The organism is Streptomyces sp. NPDC091682 (assembly GCF_044756625.1).
Lineage (GTDB): Bacteria > Actinomycetota > Actinomycetes > Streptomycetales > Streptomycetaceae > Streptomyces.
The window spans coordinates 103,036-118,287 of sequence record NZ_JBIVTH010000008.1 but is presented as its reverse complement, the minus strand read 5'-3'; the positions used below and the strand labels follow the sequence as shown (position 1 = coordinate 118,287).

The window sequence follows — 15,252 nt, the reverse complement described above, 5'->3', positions numbered from 1 at the left end:
CGGCGCCGGAGCCTGACCGGCCGACGCCCGACCGCCCCTATCGGTCAGTCGGGGCCGGGGCCGGGGTCAGTGCGGTGCGGAGTCGGGCGAGCCAGTCGGCGGCGAGGCCCCGTACCCCGGGATGGGCCGCGCAGAAGTGCCGCCACGCCCGCTCGGCGACCTGTACGCCGGCCAGGCACGGGGGCTCCGGGAGGGGCCGCTCCCGGCGGACCTCCGCCAGCAGCACGGCGTCGTACAGGTCCTTGCACCGCGGACCGTCCCCGGCCGCGGCGTCCGCCACCAGCCACCGCAGCTTCCAGGCCAGCGACAGCTCGCGGCTCGCCGTCCGGGCCACCGTGACCCCGCCGTCGCCGCGCGGCACGGCCGTCCAGACGGGTGCCTCGGGCAGCCGCTCGTCGCGGGAGAAGTCCAACTGCGCCACCCCCACCGGGCCGGAGTCCGCCCGCCACGGGATCAGGACCCTGATCCCGGCGGGCGCGTGCTCGCCGTTCGTGTACGCGTAGGCCCACGTACCGTCCCGGCGCGCCCCGTCCGCGTCCAGCAGGACGCCCCCAGCTGCCCGCGGGTGGGCACGCACCCGTTCCAGCAGGTCCTCGTACGGCGGGAGATCCGCCGGCTCCGGTTCCGGTTGCCAGACCAGGCCCTCCGGCGGGACGTTCGCGCGCAGCCCCCGCGTCTCGAACGCCTCCTCCCCGTCCGCCCAGATCTCGTAGCGGGCCGCACCGTCGGCGGCCTCCGGCCACTGCTGCACGGTGTCGTACGCCGGGACGTAGGGGTGGGGGTCCCGCCCGTCGACGGGGACCGCCGACGGCCGCGGCACGACGAAGTCGAGGTCACCCGGTGGCCGGGCCCGGCCACCGACCCACGCGGGCATGACCATGCTGCCGCGCAGGACCAGCTCGTCGCCCCACGCGGATTCCGAGATCAGCCGCAGGAGATGATCGAGGGCCGCGCGGCCGGGCCCTGCCGCCGCCGTCCGGGCGTTCACCGTCATGCGGCGACTGTAGGCGCGACCACTGACATTGATACTCGTAGCGGGTTCCGGTGGTCGTGGCTCTGCCACTGACTGACGCTCTGCTGGGTTGTCTTCGGGCTGTACCGTCCGGTTGCCGGGGCCCGTTCTCATGGCTCCGGCCAGGTGGAACATGACCTGATAGCGCCTCTGTGTGTCAAGCGGCTTGAGCGAGGTGGGTTCGTTGGTCTCGTTTCATGATCCGGTAGACCACATTGGACAGGCGTCGTTTGAGGGCCCTGCGGGCTTCGGATGGCGTCTTCCCCTCGCTGATCTTGCGGAGGTAGTAGTCCTGCCCTCGCCCGCCGTCGCGGATCTGGCAGACGGCGATGGTGTGCAGAACCGAGTTCAGTGCGCGGTTGCCGCCGGTGTTGAGCCGGTGGCGGACGTTGTTGCCGCTGGACGCGTCGAGAGGTGCGCTGCCGGTGTAGCTGGCGAAGTGGTGCTCGGTGGGAAACCGGCTGATGTCCCCGATGTGGCCGATGACCTTCGCGGCCAGCACGGTGCCCAGGCCCGGCAGGGTGGTCAGCGTGGTGCGGGTAGCGGCGACGGCCTCGCGCATTTCGGCTTCGTTGTCCTTGACCTGCCGGTCCAGTCTGCGCAGGTCGGCCAGCAGGTCACGGGCTATGTCACGGCGGCAGCTGTCGGTGGCCGTGACCGGCCGGATGCCCTTCATCAAGGCGGCAGCCTTGTCGGCCGACAGGCCTGTGGGTGCTCCGCCGGGCAGGAGATCGCGCAGGACGGCGTGGAGTCGGTTGAGGACGCGGGTGCGTTCGTGGACCAGGTCGTCGCGCCGTTCGGTCAGCAGCCGCAGGATCGTGGTCTGGTCTTCCTGGACCACGGCCCGCAGGTCGTTTCGAAAGAGGGCGGCCTGGGCGACGTGGAGGGCGTCCTTGGCGTCGGTCTTGCGGTCTCCGCCGGTGGCCAGAAGCCGGGCTCGGGCCGACAGGGTGGAGGGCACGTCGACCACGTTCTCGCCCGCGGCAGCGAGCTGTTGGGCGAGCGAACGGCCCAGGCCGCCGGCGCCTTCGACGGCGAAACGGCGCTCAGGCCACTGCTCGCACCAGCGCATCAGCTGGCGGAAGGTTCCGGCGTTGACGACGAACCGGCGCTGGGCCACCTGATGGCCCGCGGCGTCGACGGCGACGGCGGTGTGGGACGACTTGTGGGGATCGACACCGATCAGGATCACAGGCTGGCCTCGCACTCGATGAGACAGGGAGGGGAGTGCGGTGGGCACCCTGACTTGAAGTCACTGCGTCACCTTCATGCCTCTGTCGAGCCACACCGCGCGGGTGTCGGCCGGCGGCGGCACGCTATCAGTGAGCCAGCCCGAGGGCGGCAAGGAGCACTGCGGGCCCGTGCCGACCGACACCCTGGACGCTACGGCTGCAGACCGAGCGTCTGGGCTCAATTCAACAAGTCAGGAGCTTGGTCAGAAGCCCCCTCAATGTCCTGTCTGCCCCACCTGGCCGGTGTCACCTCCGGCTAGGAAGGCGCCTCCAGCATGACAGCAGCAGGCACGGTGGGCACGGGCGGCCAGTGGGTGTTCGGCGGTGTGGACTCCCATGCCGACACCATTCATGTCGCGGTCGTCACCGACAACGGCGGGTATCTCGCCGACGCCGAGTTCCCCACGACCACCGCCGGATACACGGCAGCTCTCGCGTTTTTGGGCGCCCACGGGGACGTGGTCGCGATCGGTGTCGAAGGCACCGCCTCCTACGGAAGCGGGTTCACCCGGGCGGCCCGGGCCGACGGCCTGAGCGTGGTCGAGGTCAACCGCCCCGACCGCGCCGAACGCCGCCGCAGCGGCAAGTCAGACCCCATCGACGCCTACGCCGCCGCCCGCGCCGCACTCTCCGGACGAGCCTCCAGCGCCCCCAAGGACGAGACCGTCACCGGCATACGCGCCCTCCACAATGCCGCCCGGTCCACTGTCAAAGCCCGCACCGCCGCCATGAACCATATCGGGCACATCCTCATCGGCGCCCCCGACACCATCCGTGCCCGCTACCGGGCCCTGCACGGCAAACCGCTGGTCGATGCCCTGGCACGCCTGCGTCCCGCGGGAGACGCCGTCCACACCGCTGTCCTGACCGCCCTGAAGAGTCTGGCCCGACGCGTCCAGGCTCTGACCACCGAGCACAACGAGCTCACGGCCGTACTGGACGACGTGGTCACCGGACACAATCCAGGTCTGCGTGCCGCCTACGGCGTCGGCCCCGACACCGCCGCACAGCTCCTGATCACCGCCGGCGGGAACCCCGACCGCCTCCGGACCGAGGCTTCGTTCGCAGCCCTGTGCGGCGTCGCCCCCGTCCCGGCCTCCAGCGGCAAGACCAACCGTCACCGCCTCTCCCGAGGCGGCGACCGCGCCGCCAACGCGGCCCTCTACCGGATAGCCCTCGTCCGCATGGCCAGCGACAGCCGAACCCGCGACTACGTGGTCCGGCAGACCGCGGCCGGCCGGACCAAGAAGGAAATCATCCGCCTTCTCAAGCGGGCCATCGCCCGGGAGGTGTTCCGATACCTCAACACCACGGTCACGGTCCCGGAGGTCGCGGACCTGCGGCCAGCACGTCAGGCCAAGAACATCACCCTCACCGCTGTCGCCCATCACTTCGGCGTCTGGCCCGCGGTCATCTCGTGCATCGAACGCGGCACCCGCCGCGACGACAACCTCGCCAACGCCTACCGCGACTGGCTCACCGCCGCTTGACAGCCAATAGGAGCTTCAGGGCCGGCCGGGCCTCAGCGACGGACCGTCGACCGCCTGCGCTGGGCCGGTGAGGGCGACGTTCAGGGGATCGAAGCTGCCAGCAACCCCCGACAACGGGCCTGATCGAAAAAACCTAGACGTGCGGTGCACAGCAGCCGTCGCGCAGCATCTGGTCCAGTACGGCGCGCCAGTCGACCGGCTCCGGGGCCGGCGGCACGGCGGACTGGGTGAAGGCGCGCTCCAGGGACGGGCGTTCACGCAGGATCCCGCCGCGGACCGTCGCCCGTACGCGGACCAGGTCGTCGAAGTCGGCGAACGGATCGCCGTCGACCAGGGTGAGATCGGCGATCCGGCCGGGCGCGACCGTACCGAGCCGGTCCTCGACGCCGAACATCCGGGCCGGGGCCGAGGTCACCGTCGTCAGGGCCTGCGCAGGCGTCAGTCCGTACCGGTGCAGGGCCCGTAGCGCGAGGTGGAGGTGGAGGCCCACCGGGGTGAGCGGCGCGTCGGTGCCCAGGGCGAGGCGCCCACCACCTTCGATGACACGGCGGTAGACGCCGACCTCCCGCTCCAGCGCCGCGCTCTGCTCCGCGCTCGGCGGCCCGGCGGCCCCGGCCCGGACGGCCGCCACGTCCCACGGCGGCATCAGGGACGCCACCCGCGGATCGTCGGCGAGCGCCGGATCGGCGCCGATCAGCGGGAGGGCCGTGAAGGGGGTGGCGATCAGGCCGAAGCCGCCGTGCGTGTAGACCTCCACGGTGTCCTGGTAGGTGTGCCCCCGCGGGGTGGCGCCGTGCCCGTACTCGGCCCGCTCGGTCGCCACCAGGTGCGTGGTCAGGTCCTGGCCGGACCGGATGCCGGGGGCGCACAGGTGGGAGCCGGCCAGGACACCGAGCCGCTCGTGCGCGAAGCGGGCCGCCTCGGCCATGTACGCGTACGGCGCCCGTACGTACGTCTTGACGAAGTCCCAGTCCAGCGCGGCGGCCCGGGCCAGCGAGCGGGCGAACCCGGCGCGCGTGCGATGGGCGCGCCCCATGCTGTAGGCGACCCGTGAGCCGTCGAGGAGCTCCCCGCCCGCCAGCATGCGGGGTGCGGCGAGCAGGCCGGCCCGGACGTCCTCGCGCAGCCGGGCCTGTTCGTAGGCGGAACCGCCGAGCGACACCACGGTCGTGACCCCGTACGCGAGGTGCAGCGCACCCTGGCGCGCCCCGTAGGTGTAGGGGTACGGATGCACGTGCGCGTCCCACAGGCCGGGCAGGACCGTGCCGTCGGAGCAGTCCACGGTGCGGGTGGCGCGGCGGCCCGGTCGGTGCGGCTCGACGGCGGTGATCCGGCCGCCGCGGACCAGTACGTCGACGTCGGCGCGCGGCGGGGAGCCGGTGGCGTCCCACAGCAGTCCTGCGTGCACGACGGTGTCGACGGGTGCGGGGCGCCGGTAGTTCAGGGAGACGGGTACGGTCCGGGGTGCTCCGGCCGGCGCGCCGGCGGCGTCGAGGGCGAGCAGGCGCAGCCGGGCACAGGACTGGTAGAGCAGGGTGCGGGAATCGGCGGACCACGAAGGGTGGTCGGCGGGCTCGTCGGTTAGGCGCCGGGCCGGTCCGGTCGGGGCGCCGTCGGGGCCGACGGGCAGCAGCCACAGGGCCGACTCGCCGACGCAGGCCAGGAAGCGGCCGTCGGGGGACCAGACCGGGCCGGAGGCGTAGCGGTCCGCGAGCGAGGCGTGCGGGGCGAGTGCGTGCAGGCGGTCGGCCCCGGTGGCGGTGTCGACGATCCGGATGAGGTTGTAGCCCTCGCGGAAGCGTCGGCTGAGCCGGTTGCGGTCGCAGAGGGCGAGGTGGCGGCCGTCGGGAGACCAGCTGGGCGGGCCGGGCAGACCGCCGCCGCCGAGGGCCGCGACCAGGGGGGTATCGGTCCCGGTCGCGAGGTCGCGGACGAGGAGCCGCCCGGCGAGGTCGAGGGCGGCGAGCCTCGTGCCGTCCGGCGACAGCGCCCCGTAGACGCGGCCGCCCGCGGCCAGGACGCTCTCCCGGCCGCTGTCGAGTTCCCGGCGGCGCACGGTGTTCAGGCCGTCGCGGTCGTCGGTGTAGACCAGCGCGCGGCCGTCCGGGCTCCACACCGGTCCCTGGACGTAGGCCGTGACGGGGGCCTGGACGATCTTGCGGGGTGCTCCGCCGGTGACGGGCGCGACCCACAGCGCGTTCAGTGCGGCGAAGGCGACGCTGCGGCCGTCGGGGGACAGGGCCGGCAGGTGGATGCCCCGGACGGGAAGACTCCGTTCGGCCTCCAGGACGTACTCCTTGACCCGGTAGCGGGGCCGGACCACTTCGAGGGTGGCGTCGAGGGGGATCTCGTGGCCGTCGTCACCGCCGTCCCGGTGGGGGCGGATCACCCGGAACCGCCCGTCGAGGGTGATGAGCAGCCGGTCGTCGCCGATCCAACGCGGGGGAGCGGGCGCGAGATCACCGTCGAGGGGGACCGGACGGCCGTCGGCGAAGAGGGAGAGGGTCTCGGCCTTGCGGGGTCCGGGAGCAGCGGACAGCCAGGCGGTGCGTCCGCCCGGGGAGAGCGCGGGAGCCAGCAGCCTGCCGTCGGTGACGGTGTGCTCGACCCGGACCGGGTCCACTCCCCGGTCCCCGGCAACGGGTTCCGCGGCCACGGAGGCGATGGTCCGGGCGGTCAGGGTTTCGCCGGTGGGCGTGGCGCGTACGAACAGGACGCGCGAGCCGTCCGGGGACCAGACCGGATCGAAGTCCTCCCACTCCCCGTCCTGACCGGGGCCGTCCTGGCCGGGCAGGCCCGTCAGCCGGCGCGGGCGACCGCCGGTCACGGTGAGGGTCCAGATCCGGTACGGGCTCCCGGCCACCGGATCACCGCCACGCTCGGAACAGAAGGCGAGGGTGCGGCCGTCGGGCGACCAGGCGGGCGCGCGGTGGTCGAACGGACCGTCGGTGAGCGGGCGCAGGCCGGAGCCGTCCGCGTTCATCACCCAGATGTGGAAGGTGCCGCCCCGGTAGGCGCTCATCGCCACCTGGCGACCGTCGGGGGAGAACACCGGGCGACCCGGTTCCAGGTCGGGCGGGGTCAGCGGAGTCGCGGGCGAACCGTCTCGGGGCAGCAACCACAGAACGCCCTGAACCTCGGCGATGACCCGCTCCCCGGTGGCGGAGGCCGTGGCCGCCCCGTTGGTCGCCCGGGTGAAACGCAGCCTGACCAGGTCCCCGGCGGCGCTGCCCGGGACGGCCGCCGCCGCGGACGTGCGGCCGAGCAGTGCCGTCAGGGCGCCCGCCGACGCCGCCTGCAGTACGGTCCTTCGCGCAACTCGCAACCCGACCACTCGCCCCGTCCGTCGATGACCGCCCCGGATGTCCCGTCAGCCACGCAAACGATCACGACCCCGGTCGGGCAACGGCTCAGGAACCGGCCGCGGGTCGGTTCGGGCCGGGCGGACAGGGCGATAGCCCCGGCCGGATTCCCCCCGGCCGGGGCCACCATCGGGCAAGGCGCGTCGTCCCGCGCGCCCGCGCGGTCACCAGAGCACGGGCAGGCGCTCCGGGATGCGCTTCATGAAGCGGGTGCGCCACACGAGCTGGTCGACCGGCACGGCGAGGGCCAGGTCGGGCATCTTCTCCAGGAGCACCTCGATGGCGATCTCGGTGTGCCGCTTGCCGAGTGCGGTGGCCGGGCAGTAGTGCTGTCCGCCGCCGAAGGAGAGGTGCGTGGCGGCGTTCGGCCGGTCGATGTCCGCGACGTGCGGGTCCGGGTACACGTCCGGGTCGGTGTTGGCGGCCTCGACCAGGACGAGCAGCAGCTCGCCCTTCTTCACCTCGACGTCGCCGAGGGTGACGTCCTCCAGTGCGAGCCGGGGCAGGCCGTCGGCGATCGACAGGTTGATGCGCAGGAGTTCGTCCACGGCGGCCGGGATCTTCTCCGGCTCCTTGCGCAGCCGCTCCCACATCTCCGGGTTCTGGAGGAGGGAGAAGATCGCCATGGTCAGGAAGCCCATGGTGGAGATGACCCCCGCGCCGAACAGCGTGACGCCCACGGTGGCGAGCATTTCGTCCGTCAGGTGGTCGTAGTCGGGGTCGTCGCGCAGGGCGGCGAGTTCGGCGATCAGGCCGGTGGTGGTGGGATCGTCGAGGCGCTCCACCATGTAGGCGATGTCGCGGTCCCAGTTCAGCTTGGCGCCGGTGACCGGGCAGGCCGAGTTCATGAACGCGATGTCGAGGCTGGCCGCGAGGCGCGGAGCGTCGGACTCGGGAATTCCGAGGATGCGGCAGTGGAGGTTCTCGGCGTACGGGTTGGTGAACTGGGCGCGGAGGTCGACCGGTGCCCCGTGGCTCAGGAGGCCGTCGACCAGGCTGGTGGCCTGGGCGCGCATCCAGCCGGTGAGCCCGTCCGTCTTCGGATTGATCGCCTTGAGAACGGCCTTGCGCAGTCCCGCACCGGTGATGTTGCCCATGTTGTTGACGACCTCGGGCGGGATCGTCAGCGCGTACTGGCGGGGTGCACCGGGGGCCGAGGTGTCCTTCAGGCTGAACCGGGGATCTTCGAGGACCTGCTTGGCCAGCGGATAGGAGGAGACGAGCCAGGCTTCGTCCCCGGCTATCGTGCGCACCCGCTTCACCGGTTCGGCGCGCAGCTCCTCGATCTCGCGCGGGAGCTGGTCGCCGCGCGCGGAGAAGGGGAAGTCGAGCAGGGTCTCAGCGGACATCGGGAGCTCCTTCGGCGGGGGTGATGATGGCGTGACCCTGGTTGCGCGAGGCGCGCAGGCCCGAGCCGCGTGAGTAGAGCAGTTCCGCCATGGGCAGGAGCTGGTGGTAGCAATTGAGGGACGACGGCACGCCGAGGATGGCGGGCGTGTCGAGGAAGAGCGGCATTTCGGCGCAGACGTACTCCAAGCACACGTCGCGCTGCCGTGTGGTGGCGGTCTTCCCGTTCAGGACCTTGGACGAGAGGAAGGCGTCGACCAGTGTGTTGCTGGTCTTGCGGAAATCCGGGTCGGTGTCCAGCAGGCTGGTCAGGTGGCTGTGGAGCGCCCGGTAGGCCGGGATGTCGGTGAGGGACGACATCGGGCGGGCGCGGAGGCGGGTGCCGGTGGGGTCGGCCTCCGCGGCGGCGTTGTTCACCTTGGCGCGGACGCCGCGCAGGTTCTTCACCGCCTTGCGACGGGCTTCGTCCTCGCCGTAGCCGAGAGCCTCGTACATCTCTGCCACGTGCATGTCGGTGTAGATGAGGTCGACCTGCTCGAAGTTGCGCAGGCCCCAATGGGCAAGGTCATTGACACGTTGGGCCGAAAAGTAACTGTTCCCCGGGGAAATGCCTATGACGGCGTGATCGCCTTCGGTGCTGATCACCTGGCAATGCGGGGTGTACGGCCGGACTGTGAAGACTTCGGTTGCTGTCGTCAACAGGGGTCGGGTCCTTTGCGCCGCTAGTCCCATGGGGCCCTGTGCCCCGGGTGTGGCGGCGACGTGAGGGAAAGCTACCCGAACTGTGAGCGACGTTCCATGTCTTCTGGGTAGTAACTCACCTGACGGACAACACAGTTGACCCGGGCATCTTTTGGGTGCGGCGGATCCGGCCCTGGCGGCAGCCTGTTGGCTGTGATTTACCGGGTGTTTCCGCAGTGGTCGTCGGCGGGAAATCGGTCGGCCGATCGGAATTCCTCCCCGTCGATTCTGGCCGAAATTCGGCACTGGTGAACCACCAAGGTTCTTTTGGCTCAGGGCAATTTCGGTCGGTTGATCGGTCGACCAGTGGGCGGGCTGACCCGTCGGTCGTGAACAGAACGGAAGGGGGACCGCTCAGTCGTCGATTGCGGCTGCGGAGCCGTCGCGGATCGACGAGGTCGCCCGTCAGGACCACCCCGTGGGTGCGGCCGTCAGCCGGTCTTGGGTACGACCGGCTTGTGACCGGGATACACATGATCGGGGGTGACGATGCTGGTGACCGCCTCGCCGAAGAGGGTGCTGGGCTCCTGGCCCTTGTACTGGCTGTCGGTGTTCAAGAGGATGACCATCGTCGCCCGTGCCGACGGCAGGTAGACGGGCAGGACCTCGTACCCGGGGATCGATCCGTTGTGGCCGATCCAGCCCTGGACGTCGAAGATGCCCAGTCCGTAGCCGGCGCCCGGAATGTCCATCGGGGTGGTCTTCAGGCGCTCCGCCTGGGTCGCGGGCTTCAGCAGGGTGCCGGTGGCGAGGGTACGGGCCCAACTGCGCAGGTCCTGGAGGTCGGAGGCCATCTCTCCGGCGGCCCAGGCCCAGGACGGGTTCCAGCGGGTCGTGTCCTCGACCTTGCCCGAGGCCGTCTGGTCGGTGTAGCCGTGCGCGTACGGCACCGGCAGGGCCGGGCCCGTCGGGAAGACCGTGTTGCGGAGCCCGGCCGGCCCCAGGACGTCCTGGGTGATGACCTCGTGGAGCGGCCGGCCGGTGATCTTCTCCACCACCAGGCCGAGCAGGATCAGATTGGTGTTGCTGTACTCGAACTCCGCCCCCGGCTCGAACTGCACCGGGTGCTTGAAGGAGTAGTCGAGCAACTGCTGCGGTGCGACGTACCGTTCCGGATGGGCCTCGAGCTGTTCGATGAAGTCCCCGTCCATGCTGTAGTTGAAGAGCCCGCTGCGCATGCCCGCCAGCTCCCGCAGGGTGATGCGGTCACCGTTCGGAACCCCTGCGACGTAGGCGCCGATGTGGTCGTCCAGACCCACCTTCCCCTGGTCGACCAGCTGGAGGAGGGCGGTGACGGTGAACGTCTTGGTCTCACTACCGATGCGCACGTGCAGGTCGGGAGCCATCGGCGCGCCGGTCGCCTTGTCCGCCACACCGAAGGACCGTACGTAGCTCCCCTTCCCGGGGGCCCACAGCCCGACGGTGACGCCCGGCACCTGCGCCTCGCGCATGACCTGACGCACGGCCGCGTCCAGTTGCGCCGCGACGGCCGGTGTGAGCGGCGTGAAGCCCGCACCGGTGGAGGGGGAAGGGGGCGGGGTGGGAGTGGCGGCGGCCACGGAGGTGGCAGCGGACCGACCGGGAAGGGCGGCCCCGGCTGCGGAGTCCGGGGCTGCCGGGGCGATGAGCACTCCGGCCGCCGCCGCGGCCGCACAGGCCCGGCGCAGCCGGAGGTGGGTTGGCTTCACGGCATGGTCTCCTGCCGTCCGAGGGCCCCGGGCAACATCCTCAGGCTAGGTCCACGGGCCTCCGGTCGCGAGGTGAGCCCGTCCGCCGCCGGAGGGCCTCAGGCCGGCGGGAGCTCGCGCAGGCGCCCCTCCCCGACGAGGGCGACACCCCCGCCGACGCGTACCGTGCGGATCTCCCGGCCGTGGCCGTCGGCGCTGACCGTCATCGTGCTGGGGCGCCCGGTGAAGCGGCCCTGGCGCAGCAGGCCCGGCTCCCCGGAGCCGATCCGGTCGTGGCTGCGCAGATAGGCGGCGGCGCACCCCGCACCGCTCCCGGTGGCGACGTCCTCGAGGATCCCGTCGTTGCTCCAGTGCCTGCCCTCCATGGCCGCGGCGTCCAGCAGGTAGGCGAATGCGGCGCCGAGTCGGGCCAGGGGCGCGTCGAGCGGCCGCGTGACGCGGGCGCGGGCGAGCGCGTCGCCCCGGACGGGGAGCACCAGGTAGCTCAGGCCCGTGGAGACCACCTCCGGGGGCAGATCGGGGTCCAGGTCACCGGGGTCGAGGGCGAAGAGGGCGGCCAGGCCGTCGGGGTCGGGGCGGCCGAGGAAGGCGGCCGCGCCCTGGTCGAGGAGGCTCGCGTACCGGCCCGGGCCCCTGCGTTCGGTGGCGACCTCCACCGGACGGTCGGGTAGGCGCAGGGTCCAGGCCTCGTGGCCGGCCGTGCCGTGGACGGCGTGCAGGACGGCGGCGGCACCGATGAGGGGGTGGCCGGCGAAGTCCAGCTCCCCGGCGAGGTCGAAGACGCGCGCCCGCCACGTGCCCGGCCGTGCGGGTGAGCCGTCGCGCATGAGGAAGACGGACTCGAAGTGCCGCAGTTCCCGGGTGATGGACAACATCTGAGCACCGGTCAGCTGATCGGCCTCGGGGAACACGGCGAGGCTGTTGCCGCCGTAGGGGCGGTCGGTGAACACGTCGACGTGGTGGTAGCGCATGGCCGCGACGCTACCGGGCGTGGACGGGTCGCCCCTTCGTGGTCCGGGCGCCGCCCGGTCTCGTGGCGCGGCAGCATCAAGGGAGGCCGGAACGACCGGCCGAAGTGGCGGGCTCTATGCCCCGGTGGCGATCCCCGGCGGGCGCGCGACGCCAGCTACGGCACCCTTAGGCTTCCGCCGTGACCAGTGCAGAGATGACCCGGCGACGGATGATGGGCGTCGGCCTCGGTGTCCTGGTGGGGGCGCCGGTCGGCTGCTCGGGGGGTTCCGGACCGGTACGGCGGCTGCGGCTCGCGACGGGTCCCGAGGGCGGGCCGTACAACGCGTTCGGGCAGGCCCTCGCGCAGGCCGTCGCTGCGAGCGGCCGCCCGATCGAGATCGTCCCGGTGAGCACCGCGGCCAGCGTGGACAACCTGCGGAAGCTGGACGACGGCTCCGTGGAGCTGGCCCTGGCCATGGCGGACGTGGCCGAGGACGCGGTGCTGGGGCGGGAGCCGTTTCCCCGGCCGGCCGCCGCCACGGCCCTGGCCCGGGTCTACGTGAACTACACGCACCTGCTCGTCCCGGCCGACGGGCCGGTGCGCTCGGTGCGGGATCTCGCCGGGCGCCCCGTCGCGGCGGGCGCAGCGGGCTCGGGGGTGCAGGTGGTGGCGGACCGGGTCCTGCGGGCGGCCGGGCTGAGCGGTGCACCCGCATCCGAGTTCGCGCCCGCACCCGCACCCGCGTCCGCGCCCGCGACCGTGGCGCCGGCGGCGGACGAGCGGCAGCTGGGCCTCGCCGCCTCCGTGAGCGCACTGCGCGAGGGTTCGGTCGACGCGCTGTTCTGGTCCGGAGGGGTGCCCACACCGGCCCTGGCGGACCTGGCGCGCGAGCTGCCGCTGCGGTTCCTGCCGCTCGACGCCCACGTCGGTGCGCTGCGGGAGCGCCACGGCCCCGTCTACTCGGCGGTCACGCTGCCGGCCGGCGTGTACGGGCTGACGGAGCCGGTGGGAACCATCGGCGTCGGCAACTACGTCCTCGCACGGGCCGACGTACCGCAGGGCGCGGTACGTGACCTGCTCCGGGTGGTGTTCGAGCGGTGGCGCGACCTACTGCGGGAGGTGACGGCGGGGGTCCGGCTGGAGCCCCGCTTCGCGATCTCCACCGGCGAGGTCCCGCTCCACCCCGGCGCGGCCGCCCACTACCGCTCGGTGTACGGCTGAGACCTCATTCGGGAGGAGGGGGCGGCAGCCGGAGCTCGGCCACCAGGCCGTGCGGCTCGTTGCCGCGGATGTCGAGCCGGCCGCCGCTGAGCCGGGCGATCTCGTCGGCGATGGCCAGCCCCAGGCCGCTGCCGGGGATGTTCTGGTGTTCTGGCGAGCGCGCGAAACGGCGCAACAGCAAGGGCAGTTGCTCCTGCGGCACCCCCGGGCCGTCGTCCGCGACGCGTACGACCGCGGCGGCGCTCCCGTCCGCCGCGCGCGACGCGCACACCTCGACGCGGCCGCCGCGCGGGACGAACTTCACGGCGTTGTCGAGCAGCGCGTCGAGGATCCGGCCCGCGGCGTCGGGCAGGGCGCGCGCCCGCAGGCCCTCGGCGAGGCCGGTGGCCTCGAGCTCCACCTCAGCAGCACGGAAGACCGGGGCCCAGGCCGTCACCCGGTCCCGTACCGCCCGCGACACGTCCTCGTCGCCCGACTCCGCCGTGCCCGACTCCACACGGGCGAGCGCCAGGAGGCCGTCGAGCAGCTCCTCCAGGCGCTCCGCCTCGTCCAGCGCGCGGCCGTGCTCGGCCAGGCCCGGCCCGGGCGCGATGTGCGGCTCGACGTTCTCCAGCTGCAGTACCAGGGTGGCCAGCGGATTGCGCAGCTGGTGGGAGGCATCGGCGACGAAGTCGCGCTGTCGGCCGATGGAGTCGGCCATCGCCTCCGCCATCGTGTTGAAGTGCTGCCGCAGTCGGCGCAGTTCCGGCGGACCGGTGTCGGACACGGCCCGGGCCTGCAGGCTGCCGGCGGTCAGCCGTCCGACCGCCCGGTCCAGGTCCAGTACCGGGCGCATCAGCCAACGTGCGATCCCGGCCGCGACCAGAGCGGCCGCTGCGAAGGCGCCGAACGCCCCGGCGGCGATGAGCGACCAGCGCACGGTCACGTCCCGGCGGGCGGCCCCGGTGGGCACGGCCATCAGGACCGCCCCGCTCACCCGCTCGTCCCGGCCCACCGGCTCGGCCAGCACGACGGTGCGCGGTCCCCAGGGGCGAAGGGTGGGCAGCCGGTCGGTCGAGCGGCCGGTGAGCGCGCGGCGACGGGCTTCCGTCCCTTCGGAGGGGCCGCCCTCGGGGGAATCGGCGTCGGTGGCCGCGTGCGCGGCGGCCTCGGCCGCCGGTCCGGTACCGGACCGGGCCACCGTCGTCCCCGCGGAGTCGACCACGACCACCCCGGCCCCGTACAGCTGGGCGTAGCGGCCGATCTCGGCCGAGAGCTCGGCCCGGTCGGCGGCGGTGCGCATCCGGTCGGCGAGGTCGGCGAACCGTACGGCCTCCGAACGCCGTTGCAAGAGCAGGTGCTCGGTGCGCCCGCGCGCGTAGGCGTCGGCCAGGGGGACGCAGAGCAGCAGCGCCGCCGCCCCCATGAGGACCATCAGCACCGCCAGCAGCCTGCGCCTCACCGCTGTTCGCCCCGCACATCGGGGGCGGGGCCGGCGGTCGCGGCCGGTGTCGGGTCCGGACCCGGCGACGGGGTACCGAGTTGGTAGCCGAACCCCCGGACCGTGCGCACCAGGCCCGAGCGGCCGGTCTTGGCGCGGATGCCAGCCACGTGGACGTCCAGGGAGCGGGAGGCCGCGAGGAAGGCGTCACCCCAGATCCGGTCCAGGATCACCTCGCGGGAATGCACCTCGTCCGGGCGGGCGGCAAGGAAGGCGAGGACGTCGAACTCGCGTCGGGTGAGGCGTACCGCGGCGCCGGCCACCGTGACGGTGCGACCCGCGAGGTCCACCTCGACATCGCCGGTGCGCACGGGCCGGGACCCGGTCGGGGCGGGGTCCCGGCCCGGGTGCGGATCCGTCCGGCGGCGTACGGAGTCGATGCGGGCCATCAGCTCGGCCATCCGGAACGGCTTGACCACGTAGTCGTCGGCCCCCGCCCGCAGCCCCTGGACGATGTCGCGCTCCTCGCAGCGCGCGGTCACCACGATCAGCGGTGCGTCGCAGACGGTACGCAGCCGCCGGAGCAGCTCCAGCCCGTCGAGATCGGGAAGGCCCAGGTCGAGCAGGACGAACTCGGCTTCGCGGACGTGCCGCAGGGCGTCCAGGGCGCGCCCGACCCGGCGGACGGTGTGCCCGCGCTGGGCGAGGGCCGTCCCGAGGGCCCGGGCCATGCGATCGTCGTCCTCGACGAGAAGCGCGTGCATAGACAGTCCCTCGCGACCTGTGA

At 72.8% G+C, this 15,252-nt stretch carries 11 protein-coding genes; 2 read left to right on the top strand and 9 right to left on the bottom strand.

Annotated features, from left to right (window positions below; genetic code table 11):
• Positions 1–37: 37 nt before the first annotated feature.
• A complete protein-coding gene (locus ACIQK6_RS19955; protein ID WP_402695185.1) occupies positions 38–994 on the bottom strand; it encodes a nucleotidyl transferase AbiEii/AbiGii toxin family protein in 957 nt (318 codons plus the stop codon).
• Between the two features lie 175 nt (positions 995–1,169).
• Complete coding sequence (locus ACIQK6_RS19950; RefSeq protein WP_402695184.1) at positions 1,170–2,219, bottom strand: IS110 family transposase; 1,050 nt, start codon at positions 2,217–2,219, stop codon at positions 1,170–1,172.
• Positions 2,220–2,519: 300 nt separating this feature from the next.
• On the opposite strand from ACIQK6_RS19950, the gene ACIQK6_RS19945 reads away from it, so the two are divergent.
• Positions 2,520–3,734, top strand: a complete 1,215-nt coding sequence (locus ACIQK6_RS19945) for an IS110 family transposase (protein WP_402695183.1) — start codon at positions 2,520–2,522, stop codon at positions 3,732–3,734.
• Positions 3,735–3,867: 133 nt separating this feature from the next.
• On the opposite strand, the gene ACIQK6_RS19940 is transcribed toward ACIQK6_RS19945, so the two are convergent.
• The 5 genes from ACIQK6_RS19940 to ACIQK6_RS19920 all read right to left on the bottom strand — a co-directional run bounded on the left by ACIQK6_RS19940 (position 3,868) and on the right by ACIQK6_RS19920 (position 11,843).
• A complete protein-coding gene (locus ACIQK6_RS19940; protein WP_402695182.1) occupies positions 3,868–7,059 on the bottom strand; it encodes an amidohydrolase family protein in 3,192 nt (1,063 codons plus the stop codon).
• A 201-nt stretch (positions 7,060–7,260) separates the two neighbouring features.
• Complete coding sequence (locus ACIQK6_RS19935; RefSeq protein WP_402695181.1) at positions 7,261–8,445, bottom strand: cytochrome P450; 1,185 nt, start codon at positions 8,443–8,445, stop codon at positions 7,261–7,263.
• Positions 8,435–9,175: a tRNA-dependent cyclodipeptide synthase gene (locus ACIQK6_RS19930; RefSeq protein WP_402695180.1), complete on the bottom strand. Its 741-nt coding sequence runs from the start codon at positions 9,173–9,175 to the stop codon at positions 8,435–8,437. The genes ACIQK6_RS19935 and ACIQK6_RS19930 overlap by 11 nt, the downstream gene beginning before the upstream one ends.
• 440 nt (positions 9,176–9,615) lie before the next feature.
• Positions 9,616–10,872: a serine hydrolase domain-containing protein gene (locus ACIQK6_RS19925; protein ID WP_329095099.1), complete on the bottom strand. Its 1,257-nt coding sequence runs from the start codon at positions 10,870–10,872 to the stop codon at positions 9,616–9,618.
• A gap of 98 nt (positions 10,873–10,970) precedes the next feature.
• Positions 10,971–11,843, bottom strand: a complete 873-nt coding sequence (locus ACIQK6_RS19920) for a PhzF family phenazine biosynthesis protein (protein ID WP_329095097.1) — start codon at positions 11,841–11,843, stop codon at positions 10,971–10,973.
• A 179-nt stretch (positions 11,844–12,022) separates the two neighbouring features.
• Here ACIQK6_RS19920 and ACIQK6_RS19915 point away from each other — a divergent pair, with 179 nt between their 5' ends.
• Entirely contained in the window at positions 12,023–13,045 is a 1,023-nt protein-coding gene (locus tag ACIQK6_RS19915) for a TAXI family TRAP transporter solute-binding subunit (protein ID WP_329095095.1), read from the top strand.
• A 4-nt stretch (positions 13,046–13,049) separates the two neighbouring features.
• Here ACIQK6_RS19915 and ACIQK6_RS19910 read toward each other — a convergent pair whose 3' ends face one another.
• Positions 13,050–14,486 carry a HAMP domain-containing sensor histidine kinase gene (locus ACIQK6_RS19910; protein ID WP_329095093.1) on the bottom strand — a complete coding sequence of 479 codons (1,437 nt, stop codon included), beginning with the start codon at positions 14,484–14,486 and terminating at the stop codon, positions 13,050–13,052.
• Entirely contained in the window at positions 14,483–15,229 is a 747-nt protein-coding gene (locus tag ACIQK6_RS19905; RefSeq protein WP_329095091.1) for a response regulator transcription factor, read from the bottom strand. Before ACIQK6_RS19905 ends, ACIQK6_RS19910 begins: the two co-directional genes overlap by 4 nt.
• Between the last annotated feature and the right edge of the window lie 23 nt (positions 15,230–15,252).